Annotated in this window: 23 protein-coding genes; 13 read left to right on the top strand and 10 right to left on the bottom strand. The window is 73.3% G+C overall.

All coding sequences use genetic code 11. The annotated features are described in order from the left end of the window. Positions 1-210: 210 nt before the first annotated feature. A complete protein-coding gene (locus ACIP98_RS28185; protein WP_401978570.1) occupies positions 211-717 on the top strand; it encodes a MarR family winged helix-turn-helix transcriptional regulator in 507 nt (168 codons plus the stop codon). A 483-nt stretch (positions 718-1,200) separates the two neighbouring features. On the opposite strand, the gene ACIP98_RS28180 is transcribed toward ACIP98_RS28185, so the two are convergent. Together ACIP98_RS28180 and ACIP98_RS28175 are read right to left on the bottom strand one after the other, a co-directional pair. Then, the gene (locus tag ACIP98_RS28180; RefSeq protein ID WP_319658916.1) at positions 1,201-4,002 is read right to left on the bottom strand and encodes an AAA family ATPase; all 2,802 of its coding nucleotides are present in this window, start codon (positions 4,000-4,002) and stop codon (positions 1,201-1,203) included. Positions 4,003-4,439: 437 nt separating this feature from the next. Further along, complete coding sequence (locus ACIP98_RS28175; protein WP_319658915.1) at positions 4,440-5,297, bottom strand: helix-turn-helix transcriptional regulator; 858 nt, start codon at positions 5,295-5,297, stop codon at positions 4,440-4,442. Between the two features lie 90 nt (positions 5,298-5,387). Between ACIP98_RS28175 and ACIP98_RS28170 the strand changes: the two genes are divergently transcribed. Together ACIP98_RS28170 and ACIP98_RS28165 are read left to right on the top strand one after the other, a co-directional pair. Beyond that, a complete protein-coding gene (locus ACIP98_RS28170; protein WP_401978569.1) occupies positions 5,388-7,064 on the top strand; it encodes an AMP-binding protein in 1,677 nt (558 codons plus the stop codon). 35 nt (positions 7,065-7,099) lie between these two features. Beyond that, positions 7,100-8,704, top strand: coding sequence for an AMP-binding protein (locus ACIP98_RS28165; RefSeq protein WP_319659237.1), 1,605 nt, complete (start codon positions 7,100-7,102; stop codon positions 8,702-8,704). On the opposite strand, the gene ACIP98_RS28160 is transcribed toward ACIP98_RS28165, so the two are convergent. From ACIP98_RS28160 to ACIP98_RS28150, 3 genes are read right to left on the bottom strand one after another with little or no spacing between them, the layout of a single operon-like run. After that, complete coding sequence (locus ACIP98_RS28160; protein ID WP_401978568.1) at positions 8,691-9,230, bottom strand: AAA family ATPase; 540 nt, start codon at positions 9,228-9,230, stop codon at positions 8,691-8,693. The two genes, ACIP98_RS28165 and ACIP98_RS28160, sit on opposite strands and share 14 nt — an antisense overlap. A 51-nt stretch (positions 9,231-9,281) precedes the next feature. Beyond that, positions 9,282-9,752: a hypothetical protein gene (locus tag ACIP98_RS28155; RefSeq protein WP_401978567.1), complete on the bottom strand. Its 471-nt coding sequence runs from the start codon at positions 9,750-9,752 to the stop codon at positions 9,282-9,284. A 7-nt stretch (positions 9,753-9,759) separates the two neighbouring features. Continuing rightward, positions 9,760-10,581, bottom strand: a complete 822-nt coding sequence (locus ACIP98_RS28150) for a hypothetical protein (protein ID WP_401978566.1) — start codon at positions 10,579-10,581, stop codon at positions 9,760-9,762. A 257-nt stretch (positions 10,582-10,838) separates the two neighbouring features. Between ACIP98_RS28150 and gcl the strand changes: the two genes are divergently transcribed. Next, positions 10,839-12,626 carry a glyoxylate carboligase gene (gene gcl / locus ACIP98_RS28145; RefSeq protein WP_319658910.1) on the top strand — a complete coding sequence of 596 codons (1,788 nt, stop codon included), beginning with the start codon at positions 10,839-10,841 and terminating at the stop codon, positions 12,624-12,626. Between the two features lie 88 nt (positions 12,627-12,714). On the opposite strand, the gene ACIP98_RS28140 is transcribed toward gcl, so the two are convergent. The 4 genes from ACIP98_RS28140 to ACIP98_RS28125 form a co-directional block, all read right to left on the bottom strand. Further along, the gene (locus ACIP98_RS28140) at positions 12,715-13,260 is read right to left on the bottom strand and encodes an EF-hand domain-containing protein (RefSeq protein ID WP_319658909.1); all 546 of its coding nucleotides are present in this window, start codon (positions 13,258-13,260) and stop codon (positions 12,715-12,717) included. A gap of 153 nt (positions 13,261-13,413) precedes the next feature. Beyond that, positions 13,414-14,142: a hypothetical protein gene (locus ACIP98_RS28135; protein ID WP_401978565.1), complete on the bottom strand. Its 729-nt coding sequence runs from the start codon at positions 14,140-14,142 to the stop codon at positions 13,414-13,416. Positions 14,143-14,408: 266 nt separating this feature from the next. Continuing rightward, positions 14,409-15,341 (bottom strand): 2-hydroxy-3-oxopropionate reductase, encoded by a 933-nt coding sequence (locus tag ACIP98_RS28130; RefSeq protein WP_319658907.1) that lies wholly within the window; start codon positions 15,339-15,341, stop codon positions 14,409-14,411. Continuing rightward, positions 15,338-16,186 (bottom strand): TIM barrel protein, encoded by an 849-nt coding sequence (locus ACIP98_RS28125; RefSeq protein WP_319658906.1) that lies wholly within the window; start codon positions 16,184-16,186, stop codon positions 15,338-15,340. The genes ACIP98_RS28130 and ACIP98_RS28125 overlap by 4 nt, the downstream gene beginning before the upstream one ends. 147 nt (positions 16,187-16,333) lie before the next feature. Between ACIP98_RS28125 and ACIP98_RS28120 the strand changes: the two genes are divergently transcribed. The 9 genes from ACIP98_RS28120 (at position 16,334) to ACIP98_RS28080 (ending at position 24,477) form a co-directional block, all read left to right on the top strand. Further along, positions 16,334-16,585, top strand: coding sequence for a hypothetical protein (locus ACIP98_RS28120; RefSeq protein WP_319658905.1), 252 nt, complete (start codon positions 16,334-16,336; stop codon positions 16,583-16,585). Further along, a complete protein-coding gene (locus tag ACIP98_RS28115; RefSeq protein WP_319658904.1) occupies positions 16,582-16,962 on the top strand; it encodes a helix-turn-helix domain-containing protein in 381 nt (126 codons plus the stop codon). Before ACIP98_RS28120 ends, ACIP98_RS28115 begins: the two co-directional genes overlap by 4 nt. 99 nt (positions 16,963-17,061) lie before the next feature. Then, positions 17,062-17,574 carry a 2-oxo-4-hydroxy-4-carboxy-5-ureidoimidazoline decarboxylase gene (gene uraD / locus ACIP98_RS28110; protein ID WP_401978562.1) on the top strand — a complete coding sequence of 171 codons (513 nt, stop codon included), beginning with the start codon at positions 17,062-17,064 and terminating at the stop codon, positions 17,572-17,574. Then, on the top strand, positions 17,571-17,945 hold the full coding sequence (gene uraH, locus ACIP98_RS28105) for a hydroxyisourate hydrolase (RefSeq protein ID WP_319658902.1): 375 nt from the start codon (positions 17,571-17,573) through the stop codon (positions 17,943-17,945). Before uraD ends, uraH begins: the two co-directional genes overlap by 4 nt. Before the next feature lie 7 nt (positions 17,946-17,952). Then, positions 17,953-18,840, top strand: a complete 888-nt coding sequence (gene pucL, locus ACIP98_RS28100) for a factor-independent urate hydroxylase (RefSeq protein ID WP_401978561.1) — start codon at positions 17,953-17,955, stop codon at positions 18,838-18,840. A gap of 37 nt (positions 18,841-18,877) precedes the next feature. Continuing rightward, the gene (locus ACIP98_RS28095; RefSeq protein WP_401978560.1) at positions 18,878-20,263 is read left to right on the top strand and encodes an 8-oxoguanine deaminase; all 1,386 of its coding nucleotides are present in this window, start codon (positions 18,878-18,880) and stop codon (positions 20,261-20,263) included. 443 nt (positions 20,264-20,706) lie between these two features. Further along, positions 20,707-22,155 carry a hypothetical protein gene (locus ACIP98_RS28090; protein WP_401978559.1) on the top strand — a complete coding sequence of 483 codons (1,449 nt, stop codon included), beginning with the start codon at positions 20,707-20,709 and terminating at the stop codon, positions 22,153-22,155. After that, positions 22,152-23,309, top strand: coding sequence for an ARPP-2 domain-containing protein (locus ACIP98_RS28085; protein ID WP_401978557.1), 1,158 nt, complete (start codon positions 22,152-22,154; stop codon positions 23,307-23,309). The genes ACIP98_RS28090 and ACIP98_RS28085 overlap by 4 nt, the downstream gene beginning before the upstream one ends. A 49-nt stretch (positions 23,310-23,358) precedes the next feature. Further along, positions 23,359-24,477, top strand: a complete 1,119-nt coding sequence (locus tag ACIP98_RS28080) for a substrate-binding domain-containing protein (protein ID WP_401978572.1) — start codon at positions 23,359-23,361, stop codon at positions 24,475-24,477. Here the strand turns inward: ACIP98_RS28080 and ACIP98_RS28075 are convergent. Next, complete coding sequence (locus tag ACIP98_RS28075) at positions 24,455-25,555, bottom strand: PP2C family protein-serine/threonine phosphatase (RefSeq protein WP_401978556.1); 1,101 nt, start codon at positions 25,553-25,555, stop codon at positions 24,455-24,457. The genes ACIP98_RS28080 and ACIP98_RS28075 overlap by 23 nt on opposite strands. Positions 25,556-25,643 lie beyond the last annotated feature (88 nt).

Here is a 25,643-nt window from a genome sequence, read left to right as displayed (position 1 = left end):
CGTGGCCCGTGGCCTGCTCGACGACCCAGTGGGCCACCTTCTCGCCGTTGCGGCCGGGGCGGGTGCTGCCGAGGATGATGCCGATCCTGGTCATGTCGGGAATCCCTGATCTGTGCAAGTGGAATATGGCGTTGAAGCTTCAAGTGAAGCGACCTCCGCACCCTAACAGACGAACTTGAAGCTTCAAGCCCATCCGATAGCCTGGTACCCATGACCGAGAAACCGGGTGGGCCGCGGGACCGCGAGGCGACGGAGCCACGCTGGCTGCGCGGCTCCGAGCTGGCGGCGTGGATGTCGATGTCCCGGGTCATGACGCTGCTGCTGCCGGCGCTGGAGCGGGAGCTGGAGCGCGACGCCGACCTGAACTGGATGGAGTACCACGTCCTCGCGATGCTCTCCGAGCAGGAGGGCCGCACGGTGCGGATGAGCGTGCTGGCCGACCGTGCGAGCTCGTCCCTGTCGCGGCTGTCCCATGTGGTCAAGCGTCTGGAGAAGCAGGGCTTCATCCGCCGCGAGACCGACCCGGACGACGGCCGGTACACCATGGCGATCCTCACGTCCGAGGGGTACGCGAAGCTGGTCGCCGCCGCGCCGGCGCACGTCGAGGCGGTACGGGAACTCGTCCTCGACGCGCTGGAGCCCGGTGAGATCGAGTCCCTCAAGCCCGCCTTCGACCGCATCTTCGCCGCCATCGACGCGGCCGAGTGCCGGCGCTGACGCCGCCGGACGTGGAGAGGGGCGCCGCGGGTGGCTCGTGGCCGACCCGCGGCGCCCCCGGCGCTCCCTGACGGATGGTCAGGAGTTCAACGGGGCCTTCACCGGGGAGAACGTGAAGGGGTACGCCGCGGTCGCCGCGGTCGCCGTGACCGCGGCGGCGGCCTTCCTCGCACGGTTGAGCCGGGACATGACGCTCCTCGGGTTGCCGGTGGGGGGACGCGCGGCTGCCGGTGGGGCGGCAGGGGAACCCGCGCGAACGGCACGGCCCGAGCCGACGTCGTCGTCGACGACCGTGAGACGAAGAGACAGGGCGCGCACGGCGTCCTGCGGTGCGGAACTGCTGTGCTGCGTGCGGCACTTACGCTAGGGGCGGCCCGGTGGCCGCTCAACGAGGGATGCCCCTCGCCCGGTTGCGTAGGGGAATCCCTCGGTGACTCACAGGCACCGGGTCCGGCCGGATCCCGCGCGGGCCGGCCGCGCGGGTCAGCCCGCGCGGCGGGCCGCGGCGAGGCGGACGATGTCGACCCGTGAGCGGATGCCGAGCTTGCGGTAGACCCGGGTGAGGGTCGCCTCGACGGTCTTGACGCTGATGAACAGGGTCGCGGCGATCTCCCGGTTGGTGGAACCCTCCAGGACCAGGGAGGCGACCTGCCGCTCCATCGTGGCCAGCCCGTCCAGTTCCGGGGGAGCGGCCGTCGGCGACTCCGTCGCGGGACCGACCTGTTCGAGCCACGGCAGGGCCTTGGCGCGGCGGAAGAGACGGGCCGCCTCGTCCAGCGCGGCCTGGGCGGCGACCCGGTTGCGGCGTTCGGCCTCGACCTGGGCGAGGGCGAGGACCGCCCGCGCCTCCTCCAGGCCGTAGCCCAGCCCGGAGAGCCGCTGCCGGGCCACGGTGAGGACGGCCACCGCGCTCTCGGCGCTGCCACGGGCCGACAGCAGCATGCCCTCGGCGCGCTCCAGCACGGCGAGGATGCTGTGCCGCCTCAGCCGGACGGCGTGCGCGCGGGTCTCGTCGATGACCTCGCGCGCCTCGCCGAGCGCGCCGGTGAGGACGAGCGCCTCGGCCAGGTCGCCCTGCCACCGGCCGCGCGCGGGCTCGGTCACGCCCATCTCGCGTTCCAGTTCCCGCACCCGGCGCAGTGCCTCCACCGCGCCCTGCGGGTCCGCGCCGACCAGTCGCGCGTGCCCGAGCGCGTACAACGCCCGCGTCATGTAGGGCATGTCGCTGTCGGCCTCGGCCCGCCGCACCGCGTCCCCGGCCAGCGACAGGGCGCGCTCCACCGTGCCGCCCCCGGCCTCGGCCAGAGCGGCGATCTGCAGCGCGAAGCCCTCGCCGATGCCGATGTCCTCGGCCAGCCGCAGGCTCTCCCTGGCCAGTTCGAGGGCCGTTGCGCAGCGGCCGGAGCGCAGCTCGATCTCGGCCAGGCTGCGCACGGAGTAGACCTCGCTCTCCACCGCGCCGCGCTGCCGTGCCTCGCCGACCAGCCAGGTCAGAGCGGTGCGCGCCTCGTCGAGCTGGTCGCTCATCAGCAGGTAGCGGGAACGGATGTAGACCGGGCCGTTGTGGTTCATGGCGACGTCGGGGTCCTGCGGTTCCGCGGAGGCCAGCGCCAGGGTGGCGGCGGCGTCCGGGTGGCCCATCGTCGTCTCGTTGAGCGCCTTGAAGGACAGCGCGAGCAGTTCGGTCCGCCGGTCGCCCGCCTGCGCGGCGAGCGCCGCCGACCGGGCGGCCTCGGCGCGGGCCTGGTTGATCTGGCCGTCCACCAGGGCCCGCCAGGCGACCTGGTAGCGGACCAGGGCCTGCAACCGCGGGTCGTCACCCGCGTCCGCCAGGGCTTGCGGGTAGACGTCGTCGACCTCGGACAGAGCCTGGCCGACGGAGTCGATCACCACGATCCACGCCCGCACGCGGTCGGCGGGTGTGGTCGCGACCGCCAGCACCTCGCGGGCGGTGGCACGGGCCAGTTCGGGCTCCGCGGCGGTCAGCGCGTCCTCGGCGGCCCGCAGCCGCCGCTGGTCGGCGGTCGGGAGCGCGCCGGCCGGGGTGTGCCGGGCCGCCAGCAGGCCCAGTTGCGCGGCCATCGACGGGGCGCCGCGCAGCCGGGCCTCGTCCGCGGCCTCGGCCAGGCTCGCCGCGACCCGGCGGTCCTTGCCGGTCGTCGCCAGTGCCAGGTGCCGGGCGCGCTCGATCGGGTCGCCGGCCGCCGCGGCCAGTGCGGCGTGGGCGCTGCGCCGGTCCTCGGGGGTGGCCTCCGCGTACAGCGCCGCGGATATCAGCGGGTGGGCGAAGCGGATGAGCCCGCTGTGGTCGTGGTCCATCTCGACCAGGCCGAGCGAGGCCGCGACCCCGGTCTCGCTCTCGGCATTGGCCCGCCCGGCGCTGCGCAGTGTCGCCAGGGTGGGGCGGGCTCCCGCGCTGGCGATCAGGAGGGTGCGGCGGGTCTCGGCGGACAGCATCTCCAGCCGGTTGAGCACGAGCGCGCGCAGCGAGGTCGGCACCGGCAGCGGTTCGCCGGGCTGCGGCGGCGTCCGGCTCTCCGCCAGCGCGCGGCCCAGCTCCAGCGCGAACAGCGGATTGCCGCCGCTGGTGACATGGATGTCCCGGACGACGGCGCGCGGCAGCCCGGTGTGCCCGCGCGCTTCGAGGAGTTCGGAGACCTGGGGGCGGGACAGTGGCGTCACGCGCAGCGTCAGCGCGTCGTGCGGGAACGCCCACAGGTAGCGTTCCTGCTGGTCCTGCGGATCGGCGTCGGTGCGCACGGCGCCGAGCACCCGCACCGGCAGTCCCGCCACGCGGCGGGCGGCGAACGCCAGCAGTTCGGCGCTCGCCGGGTCCATCCACTGCAGGTCGTCCACGACGATCAGCACCGGTCCGCGCGCGGCGAGCGCGCGCAGCACCGACAGCACCGCCAGCCGCAGGGCCAGTCCGTCCCGTTGCAGCGAGGACTCGCCGCGTCCGGTCAGCGCCGACTCCAGCGCGGCGCGCTGCGGAGCGGGCAGGCCCTCGGACACCTCGCCGGCGACGAGCCCCAGCAGGTCGACCAGAGCGATGAAGGGGAGATGGGACTCCGATTCCGTCGCGGAACAACGCAGCACGGCGGTGGCCCCGCCGGCGCATTCGGCCGCGAGGGTCCGCAGGACGGTGGACTTACCGATTCCGGCCGGGCCGTACAGCAGGAGGCTGCCCCCGTCGGTCACATGCCCGCGGGCGCGCGCGAGCACATCACCTCGCCCAATCACCTGGTCGGGACGGGGTCTGGCCGGCACGTCGAAGACCTGCTCCACGGTCGCCGCTCCCCTCAGTCTCGTGTTCGGGACAATGTTAAGCAAAGGGCCATTGAAACCCGACAGGTATGTGGCTGGCAGAGTTTAGTGATTGTCCGCTATGCGGAATATCCCTCTGGTGCAGAATTTATATCCGGCGATGAGGGACGAAGTCCGGAAAAAGCCGGGACTCGCTCCGTCCTGACGTCCTTTCAGTGCCCGCGCTGCCCGGTGGTGAACCCCGGTTCCCTCGGTGACCGTCGCCGGCCTCCGGTGACCCGCGCGCTGAGCCATACGGGCGGGGTTGACGCACAGCGACGTGTCGTGGCCTCCTCGGGGCGTCCGGTGGCCGATCGTCGCTGTGGGAATGGTGACGGAGCGTCAGCCCCGCCCATGCCGTGGCCGCCGCCACGCCTCCAGCGGCGGCCACGGACCTGTCGGCGTTCCCTGGCCGGCCGCTACGGCAGCAGCCCCGCCCGGCGCGCCCTGACCACGGCCTCCAGGCGGCTGTGCGCGCCGAGCTTGCGCATGGCGGAGCGCAGATAGCTCTTGACGGTCTCCGGGCGCAGCCCCAGCCGGTCGGCCGCCGCGGCGTTGGTGGCGCCGCCGGCGACGCAGGCGAGGACGTCGATCTCGCGGACGGACAGCGGGGTGTGCCGGGCCCCCGGATCGGGCGGGGCGGCCGAGGCGAGGGACGCGGCGGCCAGCCGGCCGCAGGCGGCGAGCAGTTCCTGCCGCAGCAGGGGGTCGGCGACGCGGTGGGCGAGGGCGCGCAGTTCCCCGTGGGCCTCGCGGACCTCCTCCCACGCCGCCGGGTCGCCGGCCGTCGGCTGGCGGCAGGTGGAGAGCAGTCGGTCCGCCTCGTCGCGCACCACGAGCCGGTGCTCCAGTTCGCGGGCGGCCTCGACGGCGGCGCTGACCGGCCGGTCGCCGAGCGCGGCCGGGTGGCGCAGCGCGCCGTACAGGACGCCCCGCACCCGGCGGCGTACGACCACCGGTACCGCGAGCACCGAGCGCAGACCCTCGGCGGCCACGGCCGCGTCGTACTCGTGGCTGATCACGCGCGAGGCGCCGTAGTCGGTGACCGCCAGCGGCCGGCCCAGCGCGATGGTCTTTCCGCCCAGGCCGTTGCCCAGGGTGACGGCGAGCCCCTGCAACGAGGCGGTGGCGGTGCCGGACAGCTCGGATATGCGCAGTTCACGGGGGTCGGGGAGCAGCCCGCCGAAGGCCACCGGCAGCCCGCTGGCACGCCGCATCCGCAGCAGTGCCGCCCGCAGCTCCGCCGCCTCGCCCGTGCCCGTCCCGCTTCCCGTCATCTCCCCGCCGCGCCTTCACCCCCGATCGGGGGTAGAGCTCTGCCGCTGACAACAGGATGCTACTGAGGGGGCAGGCAATAAGGAGGACACATGGCGGCAACCAGCCGGACAGACGAGTTCCGGTCGGCCCGGGACTTCCTGCTGCGCCACCGGGAGGACTACAAGACGGCGTACGAGGGCTTCCGCTGGCCGCGGCCCGAGCACTTCAACTGGGCGCTCGAGTGGTTCGACGTGATCGCCGAGGGCAACGACCGCCCGGCGTTGCACATCGTCGAGGAGGACGGCGCCGAGACCGTCGTCTCGTTCGCCGCCATGTCCGAGCGGTCCCACCGGGTGGCCGGCTGGCTGCGTGAGCGGGGCGTGCGCGCCGGTGACCGGATCGTCGTCATGCTCGGCAACCAGGTCGAGTTGTGGGAGACCGCGCTGGCCGCCATGAAACTGCGCGCCGTGGTCATCCCGGCCACCCCCCTGCTGGGGCCCGCCGACCTCACCGACCGTGTGGAGCGCGGGCGGGCCCGGCATGTGGTCGTCCGCTCCGCGGACACCGCCAAGTTCGACGCGGTGCCGGGCGAGTACACCCGGATCGCGGTCGGCGGCGCTCCGGAGGGCTGGCTCGCGTACGAGGACGCCGCGGCGGCCGCCGCGGACTTCACGCCGGACGGCGAGACCCGCGCCGACGAGCCGCTGATGCTCTACTTCACCTCGGGCACCACCGCCCGGCCCAAGCTCGTCGAGCACACCCATGTGTCCTATCCCGTGGGCCACCTGGCCACCATGTACTGGATCGGCCTGCGCCCCGGCGACGTCCACCTCAACATCTCCTCGCCGGGCTGGGCCAAGCACGCCTGGTCCAACCTGTTCGCGCCGTGGAGCGCCGAGGCGACCGTCTTCATCCACAACTACACGCGCTTCGACGCGGGCCGCCTCATGGCCGAGATGGACCGGGCCGGCGTCACCAGCTTCTGTGCCCCGCCGACCGTGTGGCGCATGCTGATCCAGGCCGACCTGAGCGCGCTGCGCACGCCGCCGCGCGAGGTCGTCGCCGCCGGGGAACCGCTGAACCCCGAGGTCATCGAGCACGTGCGGCGCGCCTGGGGGCTCACCATCCGGGACGGCTTCGGCCAGACCGAGACCGCCGTCCAGGTCGCCAACCCGCCCGGCCAGCCGCTCAAGGCGGGCTCGATGGGCCGTCCGAGCCCGGGCTACGTCGTGGAGCTGGTGGACCCCGTCACCGGCAAGCCCGGCGACGAGGGCGAGATCTGCCTGGACCTGTCCGCCCGTCCGGTCGGCCTGATGACCGGCTACGCGGGTGACCCGGAGCGGACCGCAGAGGCGATGGCCGGCGGCTACTACCGCACCGGTGACATCGGCTCGCGCGACGCCGACGGCTACATCACCTACGTGGGCCGCTCGGACGACGTCTTCAAGGCCTCCGACTACAAGATCAGCCCGTTCGAGCTGGAGAGCGCCCTGCTGGAGCACGACGCCGTCGCCGAGGCGGCCGTCGTCCCGTCGCCCGATCCGCTGCGGCTGGCCGTGCCCAAGGCGTACGTGGTGCTCGCCGAGGGCTGGGAGCCGGGCGCGGAGACCGCGGCAGCGCTCTTCGCGCACTCCCGGGAGGTGCTCGCCCCGTACAAGCGGGTGCGCGTCCTGGAGTTCGCCGACCTGCCCAAGACCGTCTCCGGCAAGATCCGCCGCATCGAGTTGCGGCAGCGCACCGCCGAGCGCTCCACCGGCACCGAGTACCGCGAGGAGGACCACACGTGACCGCACCCGCGGAACCGCCGGCGACCGTGGAGCCCATGGAGCTCTCCTACGCGAGCGGCACCGGCACCACCCCGCTGCTCGGCGACACCATCGGCCGCAACCTCGCCCGCGCCGTGGCCGCCTGGCCGGACCGCGAGGCCCTGGTCGACGTGGCCGGCGGCCGCCGCTGGACGTACGCGCAGTTCTCCGCCGCCGTGGACGACGTGGCGCGCGGTCTGCTCGCCAAGGGCGTCGCCAAGGGAGACCGGGTCGGGATCTGGGCGGTCAACTGCCCGGAGTGGGTGTTCGTGCAGTACGCCACCGCCCGCATCGGCGCGATCATGGTCAACATCAACCCGGCCTACCGGGTGCACGAACTGGCCTACGTCCTGCGCCAGGCCGGCATCGAGGTCCTGGTCTCCTCCACCGCGTACCGCGACAGCGACTACCGGGCCATGGTCGACCAGGTCCGCCCGCAGTGCCGGTCGCTGAGCGAGGTCGTGTACATCGGCGACCCCGGCTGGGACGCGCTCGTGGCAGCCGGCGCCCATGTGCCGTACGAGCAACTGGAGGAACGCGCCGCCGAGTTGTCCTGCGACGACCCGGTCAACATCCAGTACACCTCCGGCACCACCGGCTTCCCCAAGGGCGCGACGCTCTCGCACCACAACATCCTCAACAACGGCTTCTTCGTGGGGGAGTCGATCGCGTACACCGAGCAGGACCGGGTCTGCCTGCCGGTGCCCTTCTACCACTGCTTCGGCATGGTGATGGGCAACCTCGGCGTCACCTCGCACGGCGGCTGCATCGTCATTCCGGCACCCACCTTCGACCCGGCGGCCACACTGCGGGCGGTGGAGCGGGAGCGCTGCACCTCGCTCTACGGGGTGCCGACGATGTTCATCGCGGAGCTCAACCTGCCCGACTTCGCGACGTACGACCTGTCCTCGCTGCGCACCGGCATCATGGCGGGCTCGCCCTGCCCGGTGGAGGTCATGAAGCGGGTCGTCGCCGAGATGCACATGGCCGAGGTCTCCATCTGCTACGGGATGACCGAGACGTCGCCGGTCTCCTGCCAGACCCGCCGCGACGACGACCTCGAACGCCGTACGGGCACCGTCGGCCGGGTCCTGCCGCACATCGAGGTCAAGGTCGTCGACCCGGACGGCGTGACCGTCCCGCGCGGCGTGGCGGGCGAACTGTGCACCCGCGGCTACTCGGTGATGCTCGGTTACTGGGACGAGCCGGAGAAGACCGCCGAGGCGATCGACGCCGGCCGCTGGATGCACACCGGCGACCTCGCGGTGATGCGCGAGGACGGCTACCTGCAGATCGTCGGCCGCATCAAGGACATGATCATCCGCGGCGGGGAGAACGTCTATCCGCGAGAGATCGAGGAGTTCCTGTACGGGCACCCCAAGATCGCCGATGTGCAGGTGGTCGGCGTCCCCGACGAGCACTACGGCGAGGAGATCCTCGCCTGCGTGATCCTCAAGGACCCGGCCGAGGCGCTCACCGTCCAGGATCTCGCCGACTACTGCCGCGGCCGGCTGGCGCACTACAAGGTGCCCCGCCATCTGCGGCTCATGGAGGCCTTCCCGATGACGGTCAGCGGCAAGGTGCGCAAGATCGAGCTGCGGGAGTCGTTCAGCCCGCGGTGACGGCTTCGGTGGCCGCCGCGATCCGCAGGGCCACCTCGCGCGGCGGCACGCCCGTGGTGTCCACCACGGTGCCCTCGGCACGCAGCCACGGCAGGGCCGCCTCGTACGCCGCGAGGTGGTCCAGCCGCCACTGCCGTCCGCCGGTCTCGACGGTGTCGTCCTCGATGCGTCGCGTCAGGGTCGCGCTGTCGGTGTGCAGGACGAAGTGCCGCACGGTCAGGCCCTGTCGGGCCAGGCCGTCGCGGATCTCCGTCCAGTACGCCCGCACGACCACGGTCTGCGGAACGATCAGCGGACCGCCGAGGAAGCGCTGCACCTGCGCGATCGACTCCACGGCCAGGGCGCGCCACGGCGGCCACTCCTGGAAGTCCCGCACCGGCGCGGGCTCCGCCAGCACATGGCGCAGCATGAAGCCGACGTACTCGGTGTCGAGGACATGGGCCCCGGGCAGCAGGCGGGTTAGTTCCGCGGAGGTCGTGGTCTTGCCCGCCCCGAAGGCCCCGTTCAGCCAGACGATCGCGCTCATCGGGCGATTATGGCACCGCGGTCGCGCTCGCCTGCGGGCCGGATCACCGGATCAGCACCTGTCCCTGAGGGCGATGAACGTCCAGTCCTCACGGGTTCCGGGGTTCGCGAAGGGCCACGCGGAGTGGGTGGCGGACAGGGTCCAGCCGCGCCGGGCGTACCGGACGGAGCCGGGCGACTGCCTCGGCGCACGGTCGAGCCGCCGCCAGCCGTGCCGGCGCAGGCTCGCGGTGATGCGGGAGGCCGTACCGCGCGCCTCCACGGGGCCGATGTCCTTCGTCACCAGGCACTCCTCGCGCAGTGGGCGCCCGTGCCCGCCGGTGCCGGCGACGAGCACGCCGGCCACGGTGTGCGTCTCGGACACGGCACCCGCCTCCTGCGTCACGGCGGCGATGTCGGCCGTGACGGCCGCCCTGCTCATCGGCTTCTCCGCGATCGCCGCGTCGCCGGCCGTTCCCCACACCACGGCCGCCGCCAGCGCGGCCGTCGCCGCCCGCCCCGCCCTTCGTGCCCGTGACCCCATGCGCGCGTCAGACGCTGTCGCTCCCGGCGGCGCCGCTGTCCGGTGCGTCGCCGCGGTTGGGGCCCAGGCACAGGACGAACCGGGTGGACCCGTGCTCCTGGGAGAAGGCGGCCACACTGCCGGGGTGCGCGCCGCACAGGCTGGTGTCGGTGGTGCCCTCCAGGCGGTCGACCACCTTGTACTGGGCCTTGGGGGAGGCGCAGTCCACGACCGAGACATCGGGGAAGAGCGGGTCGCCGCCGGCGTGCACGCAGTCGCCGACGGCGGCGTACTCGGCGTCGTCGTGAAGGAAGAACCAGAGCGCCCCGACGATCGCGAACGGGAGCAGCAGGCCGAGGGCGACCGGACGAAGGAACAGGGGCCTGCCGGGGTCGGCGGGTCTGCGCGGGGCGCCGGGCACGGGCTCGCCGAGCCGCTTGATCTTCACCCACTGCCTGATGTTGAGCAGCATGACGATGGGGTTGATCAGCATCGACGCCGCGCCCCACCAGCCCTGCACCATGCTGTCGCCGGTCATCTTGCGGACCGTGGCGAGGCCGCAGGACCGGCAGAACATGCCCCGGACCTTCAGCCACTTCATGATGACGATCATGCCCTGATGGCCGCGCACGGTGGCGGCCGTCGCGGGCACCGAGCCGCAGTAGCTGCACGAGGGGCCGTAACCCGGGACGTCGACGCTCATCGACTTCTGCGGCAGGTACGGCCACGGGAACGGGTAGAGCGACGGCGGCCGCTGCGCATCGGACTGGGGTTGTCCCTGCGGCTGTTCCCGCGCCTGGGTCTGCGTCGCGGGCTGAGGCGCGGGCGCGGGCGGAGTCGGTGTGGTCACGGAGGTCCCCCCCGGGATCTGTGGTGCTGAAGCGCGGTGCTGATGTGCGGATGGAGCCTCCGCACCCTACTGGTTCGTACAGGTGTTCCACCACGGATTTCGGCACCGGCACCGCCCCATCTTCTTGACCGGTGCGCTCGGCACGCCCTATGTTCGATGTAGTTCCACATGGCAAAAGTATCTTTCCGTATCGCGGAAATATAGAGGGTGGGCTAGGGCGCGACACCTGGACCGCAGGACGACGCAGGAGTGAGCGAATGCCTCGAATGACCGCCGCCCGAGCGGCTGTGGAGATCCTCAAGCGGGAAGGCGTCGACACCGCGTTCGGTGTGCCCGGTGCCGCGATCAACCCCTTCTACGCGGCCCTCAGGGCCTCCGGCGGCATCGCCCACACCCTCGCCCGCCATGTCGAGGGCGCCTCCCACATGGCGGAGGGCTACACCCGTACCGCGCCGGGGAACATCGGCGTCTGCATCGGCACCTCCGGCCCGGCGGGCACCGACATGATCACCGGTCTCTACTCGGCCATCGGCGACTCGATACCGATCCTGTGCATCACCGGCCAGGCACCCACCGCGGTGATCCACAAGGAGGACTTCCAGGCCGTCGACATCGCCTCCATCGCCGGGCCCGTCACCAAGGCCGCGACCACCGTGCTGGAGGCCGCGCAGGTCCCCGGCGTCTTCCAGAAGGCGTTCCACCTGATGCGCTCCGGCCGCCCCGGCCCGGTCCTGGTCGACCTGCCGGTGGACGTCCAGCTCACCGAGATCGAGTTCGACCCCGAGACGTACGAGCCGCTGCCGGTCTGGAAGCCCGCGGCCGGCCGGCGGCAGATCGAGAAGGCGCTGGCGATGCTGAACGCCGCGCAGCGCCCGCTGATCGTCGCCGGCGGCGGCGTCATCAACGCCGACGCCTCCTCCCTGCTCGTGGAGTTCGCCGAGCTGACCGGCACCCCGGTCGTGCCGACCCTGATGGGCTGGGGAGCCATCGCGGACGACCATCCGCTGAACGCCGGGATGGTGGGCCTGCAGACCTCGCACCGCTACGGCAACGCGACGTTCCTGGAATCCGACTTCGTGCTCGGCATCGGCAACCGCTGGGCCAACCGGCACACCGGCCGCATCGACGTCTACACCGCGGGCCGCACCTTCGTGCACGTCGACATCGAGCCCACCCAGATCGGCAGGATCTTCGCGCCGGACTACGGCATCACCTCCGACGCCGCGGCCGCCCTGGAACTCTTCGTCGACGTCGCCCGGGAGCTGAAGGAGGCCGGGCGGCTGCCGGACCGCGCCGCCTGGGCGGCGTCCGCGCGCGAGCGCAAGGCCACGCTGCACCGCCGCACGCACTTCGACGACATCCCGATGAAGCCGCAGCGGGTGTACGAGGAGATGAACAAGGCGTTCGGACCCGAGACCCGGTACGTCTCCACCATCGGGCTCTCCCAGATCGCCGGGGCCCAGATGCTGCACGTCTACCGGCCGCGGCACTGGATCAACTGCGGTCAGGCCGGGCCGCTGGGCTGGACGGTCCCGGCGGCCCTGGGGGTGGCGAAGGCGGACCCGGAGGCGTCCGTGGTGGCCCTGTCCGGCGACTACGACTTCCAGTTCATGATCGAGGAACTGGCGGTCGGCGCGCAGCACCGCATCCCGTACGTGCACGTCCTGGTGAACAACGCCTACCTGGGCCTGATCCGCCAGGCACAGCGCGCCTTCGACATCGACTTCGAGGTCAACCTGGAGTTCGAGAACGTCAACTCGCCCGAACTGGGCGGCTACGGCGTCGACCACGTCAAGGTCGCGGAGGGCCTGGGCTGCAAGGCGCTGCGGGTCACCGACCCGGCGGAACTGGGCGCCGCCTTCGAACTGGCGAAGAAGCTCGCCGCCGAGCACCGGGTGCCGGTGGTGGTCGAGGCGATCCTGGAGCGCGTCACCAACATCGCGATGAGCGTCACCAACGACATCGGCAACGTGGTGGAGTTCGAGGAACTGGCCACCGAGCCGGGCCACGCTCCCACCGAGATCCTCCCGCTCGCCGGCACCTGACCGCCGGCGTGGTGTCCGGCCGCCGCATCCCGGCCCGATTCCGGCGGGTGCGGCGGCCGGCCTCACCCGGAGCGTGCGGCCGCTCCGCCTACAGCGGTCCGAAGAGCCAGTTGCCGGGGGCCGCGGGATCGGTGCCGATGTAGTAGGCGCGGATCGCCGTCACGAGGTCGGACGTGCTCACCAGGCCGTCGCCGTCGGTGTCGAGACGGTCGAAGGCCGCGACGACCGCGGAGGCCGGGGTGTTGAACGCACGCTGCAGGATCTCGAACTCCCCGCGCTGGACCCGCCCGTCACCGTCGGTGTCGCAGAGCTGGACGACCGCCTCGGCGGCGGGATGGAAGACGGGGTCGAAGGCCGGGCCCTCGATGAAGGCCCGGGTCATGCCGTGGCGGTACTCCTCGGAGGACAGCCGCCCGTCGCGGTCGCCGTCGGCATAGGCCGCGAGCTCCGCCCAGACGGCGTCGAGGCGCACCACGACCGACCTGCCCTTCGGCGAGGTGGGGGACTGGCCGAAACCGTGAATCAGCCGCGCGCCGACGTCCTGCAAGTCGGCGCGCTCGGCATACCCGTTGCCGTCCGTGTCCAGACGGCGGAAGGATATGTCGAGTTTGCGCTTCAAGAGGGCGGTAGACATCGCTGCGTCCTGACGTAGTCCTGGGGTCTCCTGGAGTCGGGAGAGGGGAACCTCTCGATGTTCCCCCGGGAGCGCCGCTCGCGCGACCCGAGTGAGCACGCAGGGTGAGGCCGGGGGCAGGGCCGACGCGCCCGGGCCCTCGGGCGGCGGCCCTCAGGGCCGGGCGCGCGGACCGGTGCGGATGAGGGCGTCCGCGGCGTCGTTCACCGGCTGCGGGGTGCCGGTGAGGTCCATGACGAAGAGCGGCACCCCGAGCTGGTCGGCCCGCAGCCGGGCGTCGTGCGCGTAGCCGGCCAGCGAGAAGAAGGCGCCGGAGGCGTCCTCGTTGAGGCAGTTCAGCCAGAGGGTCTCCACATCCCGCAGCACGCTCGGCCGGGTGGTCGGGTCCACCTGGGCGACGAGACCGTCGCCGCGCAGGTCGATCCCGTTCGCCGCACGCTCCGAGGCGATCCGTACACCGCCGAAGCCGAGCCACTTCAGATACTGCGCGGCCGCGGTGAGTGCGTCCCGCGCGGTGCGGATCGTCACCGGCCGGAAGGGGGCCCGCTGCCCCGGCGTCGTGGGCGCCGTCCCTGCGGGGTGCTCGACGGCGGCGGGCCGGGACGGCGGCATCCGCAGCGCCCGCGTGTCCACCGGCAGCCGGATCACCGCCCCGCACTCGCAGCCCAGTTCGGGTTGCGGCCACTGGTCCTCGCGGTGGCAGTCGGGGCAGCGCATGCCCACCCACGAGTCGGACCAGGACCGGTGGCGGATCAGCAGCGGGATGCCGCCGCGCAGCAGCGGCAGTGCCAGGGGCGTGCCGCAGGCACAGGGGAAGACGGGGGCGGTGTACGTGTGCTCCCGGCGGCAGGCCGGGCAGCGCACGGGCACGCTCTCTGCCATGGTTCGAGACTCCAGGGCGGGTGCTTACCGGGCGGCGGACGTACCCTTCATGTTCCCCCACGGTACGCCGCTCCCGCAGCTCTCCTGCCGTCCCGCGCGCGCCGGTTGGCGCGCGGGCAGGGGTCCGCGCCGCCAGGACCAACCCCTCGGAAGTTCATGGCGGCGCGGACGGTGCGTGGTTCTCCCGGGCAGTCGGGAGGAGTTCCGGGCGGCGGCGTCCGCCGGGCGCGACAGGACGTGCGGACGCCACCGCCCGGAAGACGGGGTCAGCCGGAGGCCGGCAGGCCGGACAGGCGCTCCACGCCGCGCAGCAGGGCGGAGTGGTCCAGGCCGCCGTCGCCCTGGGCGCGCAGCGAGGCCACCAGGCCCGCGACGACGGAGCCGACCGGCAGCGCGGCGCCGACGGAGCGCGCGGCGTCGGTGACGATGCCCATGTCCTTGTGGTGGAGGTCGACGCGGAAGCCGGGGGCGAACTCGCGGTCCAGGAAGTTGCGCTTCTTGCGGTCCAGCACCGTGGAGCCGGCCAGACCGCCGCCCAGTACCTCCAGCGCGGCGCCGAGGTCGACGCCCGACTTCTCCAGGAAGACCACGGCCTCGGCACAGGCCTGGATGTTGACGGCGACGATCAGCTGGTTGGCGGCCTTCACCGTCTGGCCCGCGCCGTGCGGGCCGCACAGGACGATGGTCCTGCCGAGTGCCTCGAACAGCGGGCGGGCCTCGTCGAAGTCGGCCTGGGCGCCGCCCACCATGATGGACAGCACCGCCTCGATCGCCCCCGCCTCGCCGCCGGAGACCGGGGCGTCCAGGACCCGGATGCCCCTGGCCGCCGCGGCGTCGGCCAGGTCGACGGAGGTCTGCGGCGTGATCGACGACATGTCGACCAGCAGGGCGCCCGCCCTCGCGTGGGCGAGGATGCCGTCGTCCCCGTACGCGACCGCCTCGACCTGCGGGGAGGCCGGGACCATCGTGACGACGACGTCGGCGTCCTTGACCGCCTCGGCGACCGAGCCCGCGGCGGTCCCGCCGGCGGCCGCGAGGCGGTCGAGCTTGTCCTGCTCCAGGGTGTAGCCGGTGACGGAGTACCCGGCCTTGATCAGGTTCTCCGCCATGGGCGAGCCCATGATGCCGAGGCCGATCCAGGCCACCTTCGGAAGGGAGGGGCGGGCGGAGCCGGAGGATGCCGGGGGCGTGGTGGTCATGATGTCCTCTCGGGGTGCTGGGCGGCGCCGGTGAGCCAGCCGAAGGAGGCGGCGCTCCCCTCCGGTCCCGGCTTGTACTCCAGGCCGATCCAGCCGTCGTAGCCCGCGGTGCGCAGCCGGTCGACGAGGCCGGCCAGCGGCAGCGAGCCCGTTCCCGGGGCGCCGCGGCCGGGGTTGTCGGCGATCTGGACGTGGCCGGTGCGGTCGGCGTAGGCGTCGATCACGGCGGGCAGGTCCTCGCCGTTCATCGACAGGTGGTAGAGGTCGAGCAGGAAGGCGGCGTTGCCGAGACCGGTCTCCGCGTTGACCTTGTCGACGACCTCGACGGCGGCGGGCGCGCTGACCAGCGGACAGCGCGGCGACTCCGCCGCGTTGAGGGCCTCGACGAGCAAGGTGGCGCCGACCCGGTGGGCGGCGTGCGCGGCCCGGACCAGGTTCTCCAGGGCGAGTTCGTCCTGCGCCTCGGCGCTCGAGCCGTCGACCCGGTTGCCGTACAGGGCGTTGAGGGCGGTGCAGCCGACCGAGCGCGCGAAGTCCGCGGCGATGTCGATGTTGGCGCGGAAGCGGGCGGACTCCTCGCCGGGCACGGACAGCGCGCCGCGGTCGGGTCCCGGCAGTTGCCCCGCGTAGAAGTTCAGTCCCACCAGCCGGGTGCCCGCGTCCTCCAGGGCGGAGCGCAGTTCGTCGAGCCGCGCCTTCGGCGGGGTGGGGGCGTCCGGCCACGGCCACCACAGCTCCACCGCGTCGAAGCCCGCGGCCGCGGCGGCGGCCGGGCGTTCCAGGAGCGGGAGTTCGGTGAAGAGGATCGAGAGGTTCACATCGCAGCGCGTGGAGTCGAAGCCCATCTCGTGCGCCCCTTCCGTCCGGTGTGTCGGTCCCCATTGATTCCGTATTGCGGAAACTGAATTCTGTCTAACGGAAGACTGGATCACCTGGCCGGGGACTGTCAAGGGGGATGTCCTCGAAAGCCGCTGACCAGCTAGGTTGAAGGCGTGCGCCTGAGACTGGAATTCACCACCGAGCCCTTCGATCTCGACGTGCTTCCGGAGCACGCCGCCGTGGCCCGGGACGTCGTCGGCTCGGCCGCGCTGGAGAAGGTCGACGTCGGGCCGTTCGGCAACACGGCGGAAGGCGCCGCCGACCAGGTGGTGGACGCGGTCGGCGACCTGCTGCGGCGCACCCTGGACGCCGGGGCCACGCGGGTGTCGCTGCAGATCAGTGTCATCGGGGAGGCGGATCGATGACCGCGGCCGGCGAGCACCCGTTCAGCGCGGCCATCACGCCGCTGGTCGCCGCGATGGGCGCGGAGATGGTGCCGCCCGGCGAGGCGCGCGGCGACGACGTCGTGCTGAGCTGGGAGGGTCGGGCGGTGGTCGCCGTCCGCCTGCCGCACCTGGCCGACTCCCTCGATCACCTCCTGGCGGACCTGGAGCGCCGGCACGGCAGGGCGCTGGCCGAACTCGGCCGCAAGGAGAAGCAGACGGTCGTGCGCATCCTGGAGGAACGCGGTGCGTTCTCGGTGCGGCACGGGGTGGAGACGGTCGCCTCGGCCCTCGGGGTGAGCCGCTTCACCGTCTACAACTACCTGAACCGGGAGAACGCGGCGAAGGAGCGCGAGTAGCCGCTCGCGTCGCCCGTCCGGTCGGTGCGAGGCCGCCGCACAGGGGCATCTTTCAACAAAGTGTTGACGTCACGCGGCAGGCGCTCCTAGCGTGCTGATGTGACTTCCCGTCCCTCCCCGGGCCTGGCCCGGTTCAACAGCGCCGGAGCGGCGGAGGCGGCCGCCCTGCTGCGCGAGGTGTGCGCGAGCCGTTCCTGGGGCGCGGAGGTGGCCGCAGGCCGCCCCTACGGCAGCGTCGAGACCCTGCTCGCCGCGAGCGACGCGGCGACCTCGGGACTCACGGCCGACGACCTGGCCGAGGCGATGGCGGCGCACCCGCCGATCGGCCGGCCGAAGCCCGGCGACCCGGCCTCCGCCCGCGAGCAGAGCGGCGTCCAGGACTCCCTGCGCGCGCGGCTGCTGGAGCTGAACCTCGCGTACCAGGAGCGGCACGGCCACGTCTTCCTCATCTGCGCCACCGGCCGGACCGGCGACGAGATGCTGGCAGCCCTGGGCGAGCGGATCGGGAACGACCCCGCCACCGAACGCGGGATCGTCCGCACCGAACTGGGGAAGATCAACCGCATCCGGCTCACCCGGCTCGTCGCGCCCGCCGAGGAGGACCCCGCATGACGTCCGTGTCCACCCACGTCCTGGACACCAGCATCGGCCGCCCCGCCGCGGACGTCGCCGTCCTGCTGGAGGTGCGCGCCGGGGGCGATGCCCCCTGGGTGCCGCACGGCGCCTCGGCGACGGACGCCGACGGCCGCTGCAAGGACCTGCCGGCACTGCCAGGCACCGCGACCCACGCCCGCCTGCAGTTCGCCACCGGGCCGTACCTCACCCGCACCCGGGCCGTGGGCCGGCAGGACGCCGCCCGCGCCGGGGACAGCGGGGCCTTCTTCCCCGAAGTGGCGGTCGTCCTCGCCGTCGAGCCGGGCGAGCACTACCACGTACCGCTGCTGCTCAACCCGTTCGGCTACTCCGTATACCGAGGGAGCTAGCACCGTCATGTCGCCCACCCGTCTCGGCCAGAACCAGTACGGCAAAGCGGAGACCCGCGTCGTCCACGTCACCCGCGAGGGCCGTACGCACCACGTCAGGGACCTCAACGTCTCCGTCGCGCTGTCCGGCGCCATGGACGAGGTCCACTACTCCGGCAGCAACGCCAACGTCCTGCCCACCGACACCACCAAGAACACGGTGTTCGCGTTCGCCAAGCAGTACGGGATCGACTCCGCCGAGCAGTTCGGCATCCGGCTCGCCCGGCACTTCGTCACCAGCCAGGACGCGATCGAGCGGGCCAGGATCCGCATCGAGGAGTACGCCTGGGACCGCATCACCGACGAGCACTCCTTCGTCCGCGGCGGCCGGGAGACCCGCACCGCCGAGGTCGCCTACGACGGCACGCACTGGCACGTCGTGTCCGGCCTGAAGGACCTCGTCGTCATGAACTCCACCGACTCCGAGTTCTGGGGCTTCGTCAAGGACCCCTACACGACGCTGCCGGAGACCCGCGACCGCGTCCTCGCCACCGAGGTCGCCGCCCGGTGGCGGTTCGGCTGGACCCGCGAGGAGGACCCGGCCCCCCGCTGGGAGGAGTCGTACGCCGAGGTCCGCCGCCACCTCCTGGAGGCCTTCGCCGGTACCTACTCGCTCTCGCTCCAGCAGACGCTGTACGCGATGGGGGAACGGGTCGTCGAGCACCGCCCGGAGATCGACGAGGTGCGGCTCTCGCTTCCCAACAAGCACCACTTCCTCGTCGACCTCGAACCCTTCGGCCTGGTCAACGACACCCCCGACAGCGCGGTGTACTTCGCGGCCGACCGTCCCTACGGACTCATCGAGGGCACGGTCCTGCGCGAAGGCGCCGAGCCCCGCATCCCGGTGACGGACTGACTGGACCGACCGGACCGAACGGACTGAGAGGCCCGCCATGACCGCCGCAGCAGCGCGCATCGTCATCGAGAACTGCGCCGTCGCCACCGTCGACGCGCACGGCACGGAGTACGCGGACGGCCATGTCGTCGTCGCCGGCAACCGCATCGAGTCCGTCGGCGCCGGCCCGGCCCCCGCGGGACTGGCGGACGTTGTGCGCAGGCTGGACGGGACCGGCCATCTGCTCACCCCGGGCCTGGTCAACACCCACCACCACTTCTACCAGTGGATCACCCGGGGCCTGGCCACCGACCACAACCTCTTCGACTGGCTCGTCGCCCTCTACCCCACCTGGGCGCGCATCGACGAACCGATGACCCACGCGGCCGCCCAGGGCTCCCTGGCGATGATGGCCCGGGGCGGGGTCACCACCGCCATGGACCACCACTACGTCTTCCCGCGCGGCACCGGCGACCTGTCCGGCTCGATCATCCGGGCCGCCGCCGGCATGGGCGTGCGCTTCACCCTCGCCCGCGGCTCCATGGACCGCGGCGCGTCGGACGGCGGCCTGCCGCCGGACTTCGCCGTCGAGACGCTGGACGGCGCGCTCGCCGCGACCGAGGAGACGATCGACCGGCACCACGACGCCTCCTTCGACGCCATGACGCAGATCGCCGTCGCGCCCTGCTCGCCGTTCTCGGTCTCCACCGAACTGCTGCGCCAGGGCGCCGAGCTGGCCCGGCGCAGGGGCGTGCGCCTGCACACCCACGGCAGCGAGACCGTCGAGGAGGAGCAGTTCTGCAAGGAACTGTTCGGCATGGGGCCGACGGACTACTTCGAGTCCACCGGCTGGCTCGGCGCGGACGTGTGGATGGCGCACTGCGTCCACATGAACGACGCCGACATCGCCGCCTTCGCCCGCACGCGGACCGGCGTCGCCCACTGCCCCTCCTCCAACGCCCGCCTCGCCGCCGGCATCGCCCGCGTCCCCGACATGCTCGCGGCCGGGGTCCCCGTCGGCCTCGGCGTGGACGGCACCGCCTCCAACGAATCGGGCGAGCTGCACACCGAGTTGCGCAACACGCTGCTCGTCAACCGCCTCGGCCCGCACCGCGAGGCTGCGCTGACCGCCCGTCAGGCGCTGCGGCTGGGCACGTACGGAGGGGCCCAGGTACTCGGCCGGGCCGAGCAGATCGGCTCCCTGGAGCCGGGCAAGCTCGCCGACCTCGTCCTGTGGCGGATGGACACCCTCGCCCACGCCTCGATCGCCGACCCGGTCACCGCCCTGGTCCTCGGAGCCGCGGCCCCCGTCACCCTGTCGCTGGTGAACGGCCGGCCGGTGGTGGAGGAGGGTCGCCTGGTCACCGCCGACGAGGACGCCATCGCCCGCGCCACCCGCGCCGAGGCCCGGCGCCTCGCGCGGATCGCGGGCCTGACGGGCTGATCGGCCACGGTCACCGCTGACCTGCAGGCCGGGTCCTGCGCGGGTGCGACGGTGTTCGCGGGGCCGGCGCCCGAGGCCGTGGTCCCGCCCGCGGGAGCCCGGAACGGGACAACGGGAGAAGTGCCGGTCCGTGCGGGCCGGGGACACCGGCCAGGCTTCCGGCCCGGTCCGGCCCGTGGCCGGCTCCGCGAGGGGGCCCGGAAGGGTGCCCCGCGGGTGGGCCGCCAGGACGGGTGGCAGGCGCGGAGCCACCAAGGGCAGTGCCCGCCACTCGGGGCGTGCGGCGGGGAATGCGGTGGAGCCGCCGGCAGGCGCTCTGTTACGGTCCCGGTGCCGGCCGCGGGACTTCGGTGCGACTTCCGGAACCTGCCTCTGAAGCAATGATTCGCTGCTCGCGCCCCCATTCCCCGGCCGGCGTCCACAACCGGGGGAGCGGACGAGGCATGGGTGAGCGGGGGGCGGCCGTCGCGGCGGAGGACGTGCTCCTGTTCGTCAACGCGGCGATCACGGCCACAGGGCAGCGCGAGTTCCGCGACAGCGCCGGGCAGCAGCGGCTGTCGCTGGACTTCCTCCACGCGTACATGCTGGGCAACTACCGCGACCTGTACGCCGGGGTGCTCGCGCTGGACATCAACGACCACAACGCGGTCCTGATCGTCCGTCGGCTGCTGGAGACCGCGGCCGAGGCGACCCCCGAACAGCGGCGCGCGGAGGGCCGGCTGATCGCCGCCCGGCTGGCGATGCTGCCGCCGCAGCGGGTGTACGGGCTCTTCGGCGCGCTGCGCCGGGCCGGGGTGAACAACCGGCGCACCCGTGCCATCGTCCGCGACTGGCTGGCCGCGCGCCCGGACCTCGCGTTCGACGCCGTCAAGTACCGCGGCGGGCTGCGGGAGACCCTGCGGCACACCCATCTGATACCCGCCGGCGGCGAACTGGGCACGTTCGTCTTCCGGCCGCTGACCCGGACCCGCTACGCGACGCCCCTGCTGGAGGCCTGGCGCCGCGCGCACTACGAGCAGGAGGCCCTGTACGAGCTGCCCTACACCGTCGCCGAGGGATTCGCCGCCAAGCACGGCGTTCCCCGGGACGTGTTCCTGGAGCGCATCGCCCCGCGCATGACGCGCCTGGAGACGCTGCGTCTGCGGGAGGCCGCCAGGGAACGCGGCACGGCGCCCGTGCCCGGTGAGCTGGACCGCATGCCGCTGACCCGGCTGGCCTCCTACGTGGTGGCGCTGCCGCTCGACGAGCGCCGGCGCCGGCGCGGTGAGCTGACCGGCGCCCTGGAGGCGGCCGCGGCGCGGGTGGCGGGCCGGCACCGCGGAAGCTGGGGCAAGGTGGCCGCCGTCCTGGACGACAGCTTCTCCGCCTCCGGATCGGGCACCAAGCGCCGCCGCCCGCTGGCCGTCGCCCTGGCCTGCCACCATCTGCTCGCGGCCCTGGCAGGCGAGTACACCGGGCTGTGGACCTCCGGCCGGGACGACGCGCTGCTGGTCCACCCGTACGGTCCGACACCGCTCGGCCGGCGCGTGCTCGATGCCCTGGAGGCCGCGCCGTCCCGACTGGTGATCGTCTCCGACGGCTGGGACAACGCGCCCCCGGGCCTGGCCGCCGAGGTGCTGCGGGTCTGGCGTGCCCGCCTCGATCCCGCCGGGCGGACCAGCGTCGTCCACCTCAACCCCGTGTACGACGCGGACGCGTTCGACGTGCGCCGGCTGTCCGCGGCCGTCGCCACGGCCGGGATCCGCGACGCCGAGGACCTGCCCGCGCTCGTGGAGATCGCCCAGTTCGCCGAGGGCCGCACCGAACTGGCCGGACTCGTCGCCTACCTGGACGCCCGCGCCGCCCGCATGACGGCCGCGCAGACCGTGCCGCCCAAGGAGCCTGCCCGGTGACCGCGATGGACCTGACCGGCCTCGACACCCGCCCCTCCCAGGTGTGGGGCGCCGTGCGCCTGGTGCCGCTGGTGCGCCCCGCACCCGTCGAGGACCTGCGCCTGCACCCGCGGATCCTGGGCGACGGCCCCGCGGTGGTGAACGTCGGCCCGCGCACCGACTACTTCTCCTACATCCCGCACGCCTTCGTCGCCGACTGGAACGGCGACGGCACCCCGGCGGCCGCCTACGGCACCCAGTTGGCCACCGCGGCGGACGCGGCACCGCCCGCCTCCGCCGGCCTGCGCTTCCACCGCAGAATGGCCCGCCGCGAGGAGAAGCACCGGCTGCGCTTCCTCCCGCTGCACCTCGCCCTGGAGGGCTACCTGGCGCTGCACTTCGGCGGCCCCTCGGTCGCCTGGGAGGAGTGGTCGAGGCGGGCGCTGCGCCGCGGTCTGTCGCCGCGCGTGGAGCAGGCGTACACCGGCGCCCAGGTCACCGGAATCGCGGACGCGCTGCGGGTCTTCGAGATCCACCCCGGGCAGTGCGGTGTGCTGCTCTACGTCGCCGACGCCCTGGCGGCGGTGTTCGTCGTGCCGCACCCGGACGACTACCGCGTGCTCCATCCCACCCTCGTGCAGGACCTGTACGGCGAACTCGTCCACCACTACGCGCTCCTGATGCCGCCGGTGCCGGAGTTCCGGGCCCGCGTGGCCGACGAGGGCGTCGACTCCCTGGCCCGGCTGCGCGCGGCGGCCGGGGAACAGGAACGCGCCTGGGCCGACTTCCACGACACGACGATGGCCGCGGGCGCGACGGAACAGGACGGGACCTGGCGGACGGTGTACCGGATGGGGCCCTTCGCCCTCGCCCGCTTCCTGCCGGAGTTCCGGCCCAAGCAGGAGAACCACATCGGCGAGGCCATCACGGACCGCGCGGGGCGGACGGTGTACCTCAAGTCCTTCCGGCTCTCGGAGAGCCAGGTCCGCCGCGGCCACCTCCTCGGCCGCCTGGCCGCCCACGACTGGCACCTGGCGGACACGGCGGCCGGCCTCGGCATCGACGAGGCGGCCCTCGGCCTGCGCCTGGAGTCTGCCGGTCTCGGGTTCCTGCTGCGGCAGGACGTGCTGGACGGCTACCGCAAGCGGGCGGGGCCGCGGCGCGGCGTACAGTGACAAGGGAGTGCGGATCACCGTCCCGACGGTCCTGATCAGGGAGAAGGCCGTGCGGTTCCATGTCGACCAGCGCCACGAACGGGTCCTCGCACTGGTCCGTGAACGCGGCAGCCTACGAGTCGCGGACCTGGCCGGGGAACTGGGCGTCTCCGCCGTCACGCTGCGCCGGGACGTCGAGACGCTGGCGACCCAGGGGAGGCTGCGCCGCGTGCACGGCTCGGTCGTGTGGCCGGGCGCGACGGCCGGCGCCGCTCCGGACACCGCTCCCGCTCCCGCCGGGGTCCGGGACGCCGAGGGCGTGGTCGCCGGCATGGTCGTCCCCACACTCGACTGCCCCTTCGGCGAGATCGTCGAGGGTGCCCGCGACGCCCTGGAAGCCCGCGGCGGGCGGCTGGTGCTCGGCCTGTGCGGACACGCCGAGGGCGACGCCGAGCAGGCCGGGCGGCTGGTCGCCGCCGGTGCGGACGGACTGCTGCTCACCTGCGCCCCGGCGCCCGGCCCCGACTCCGGCGGCTGGATCCCCGGGACCGGGGTGCCCGTGGTGCTCGTGGAGCGGGCCGGCCCGCCGGGCAGCCGCTGGGCCGATCTGGACCACGTCCGCTCCGACGCCGCGCACGGCGCGGCGACGGCCGTGCGCCACCTGGTCTCGCTCGGCCACCACTCGGTCGCTCTGGTGCTGCGGGAGGCCGCGTCCGCGGAACAGTTGCGGGCCGGCCACGCCGCCGCCGTCAAGGCGCTGGAGCTGACGCCGGCGCCCGGCTCGCCCTACGTCGCGTCCGCGCGGCTGCCCGAGGCCGAGCGGATCGAGCGGACGGCCGAACACCTGCGGGCGCTGGCCGAGGAGCACGGCGTGCGTGCGGTGCTGCTGCACGGCGACGAGTTCGCGGTCGTGCTCCTCCCCCGGCTGCGGGCGCTCGGCGTGCTCGTCCCCGAGGACCTGGCGATCGTCGTCCACGGCGACCAGGTGGCGAGCCTGGCCGACCCCCCGCTCACAGCGGTCGCGCCGCCGAATCGCGCGGTCGGCGAGGCCGCCGTGGCGCTGCTGCTGGAGCGGCTCGCCGAGGACCGCCGCGGGGACCGCGGGCCGCGACGGCACGTCGAGCTGCTGCCCGCTCTGCGGGTACGGGCCTCGTGCGGGGCGGTCCTCAGGGCCGCGGGTCGTGCGTGACGGCCAGCAGGGCCATGTCGTCGTTGCGGGGGCCGCCGGTGTGCAGGTGGACGTCGTCCAGCAGGGCCTGCAGCAGTTCGGCGGGCCCGTCGAAGCGCACGCCGGTGAGCCGGGTGACCGGGTCGTAGAAGGTGCCGTCGGCATTGCGCGCCTCGGTGACGCCGTCCGTGTGCATCAGCAGGCAGGCGCCGGGTGGGAAGGCCAGGGCGTCCACCGCGGCCACTGCGGTCTCCAGGCCCATGCCGAGGGGCAGGGCGTGCTGGGAGGGCTCGGCGTAGTGGACCCCGCCCTCGCGGAGCACGAGCGGTGAGGGGTGGCCACGGTTGACCAGGCGGAGCTCCCCGCCGCCGAGAGCGATCTCCACCAGGACGGCGGTGGTGAAGCCCTCCAGCCGGTCCAGGCCCTCGCGCCGTTCGGACTCCCGCCACAGGGCGCGGTCCATGCGGGCGGCCAGCCCGGCGAGCGTCGGCTCCTCGTCGGCCGCCATGCGGAAGGCGCCCAGCACGACCGTGGCCGCCTCGACCGCCTCCATGCCCTTGCCGCGGACGTCGCCGATGACGCAGCGCAGCCCGAAGGGGGTGTTCTGGACCGCGTAGAGGTCGCCGCCGATGTCCGCGTCCTGCTCGGCGGCCTCGTAGCGGGCCGCGATCCGGAACGGCCCGACCTGCTGCGGCGGCTCGGGCAGCACCGCCCGCTGCACCGCCGCCGCGATGCCCCGGGCGGAGCGCAGCCGCATCTCGCGGACGTGCAGTACCCGGTTGATGAAGACCGCGACCGCCGCCACCGCCGTGATCGACAGCAGCTCGCTGACGCCGCCCGCCCCGTCGATGTAGCCGAAGTGGTTGAGGATGCCCGCGTCCGCCGCGACGGCCCCGAGGCCGATCAGGCACGTGCCGCCCAGTGACATCAGCGGCGCGGCGATCATCGGGGCGACGGAGTAGAAGGCCGTGCCGCTGAACTCGGCGGGAGTCAGGTAGTCCACGAGGAAGCCGCCGAGGAGCAGCACGACGGGCAGCAGCCGGACGTAGCGCGCCACGTCCCTGCGGTCGTCGGTGCCGTCCTCGTCGACACTTGCCACGCGCGCGCTCCTGCCGTCCGTCCCGGCCCGCCGGGCTGTCGTCCCAGACTCCCCGCGTCCGCGCCACCCGGCCAGCGGTGGCCGCCCC

The organism is Streptomyces sp. NPDC088354, assembly GCF_044753585.1.
Taxonomy (GTDB): domain Bacteria; phylum Actinomycetota; class Actinomycetes; order Streptomycetales; family Streptomycetaceae; genus Actinacidiphila.
Note: the sequence above shows the minus strand (reverse complement) of the source record. Positions and strands in the feature narration are given on the sequence as shown.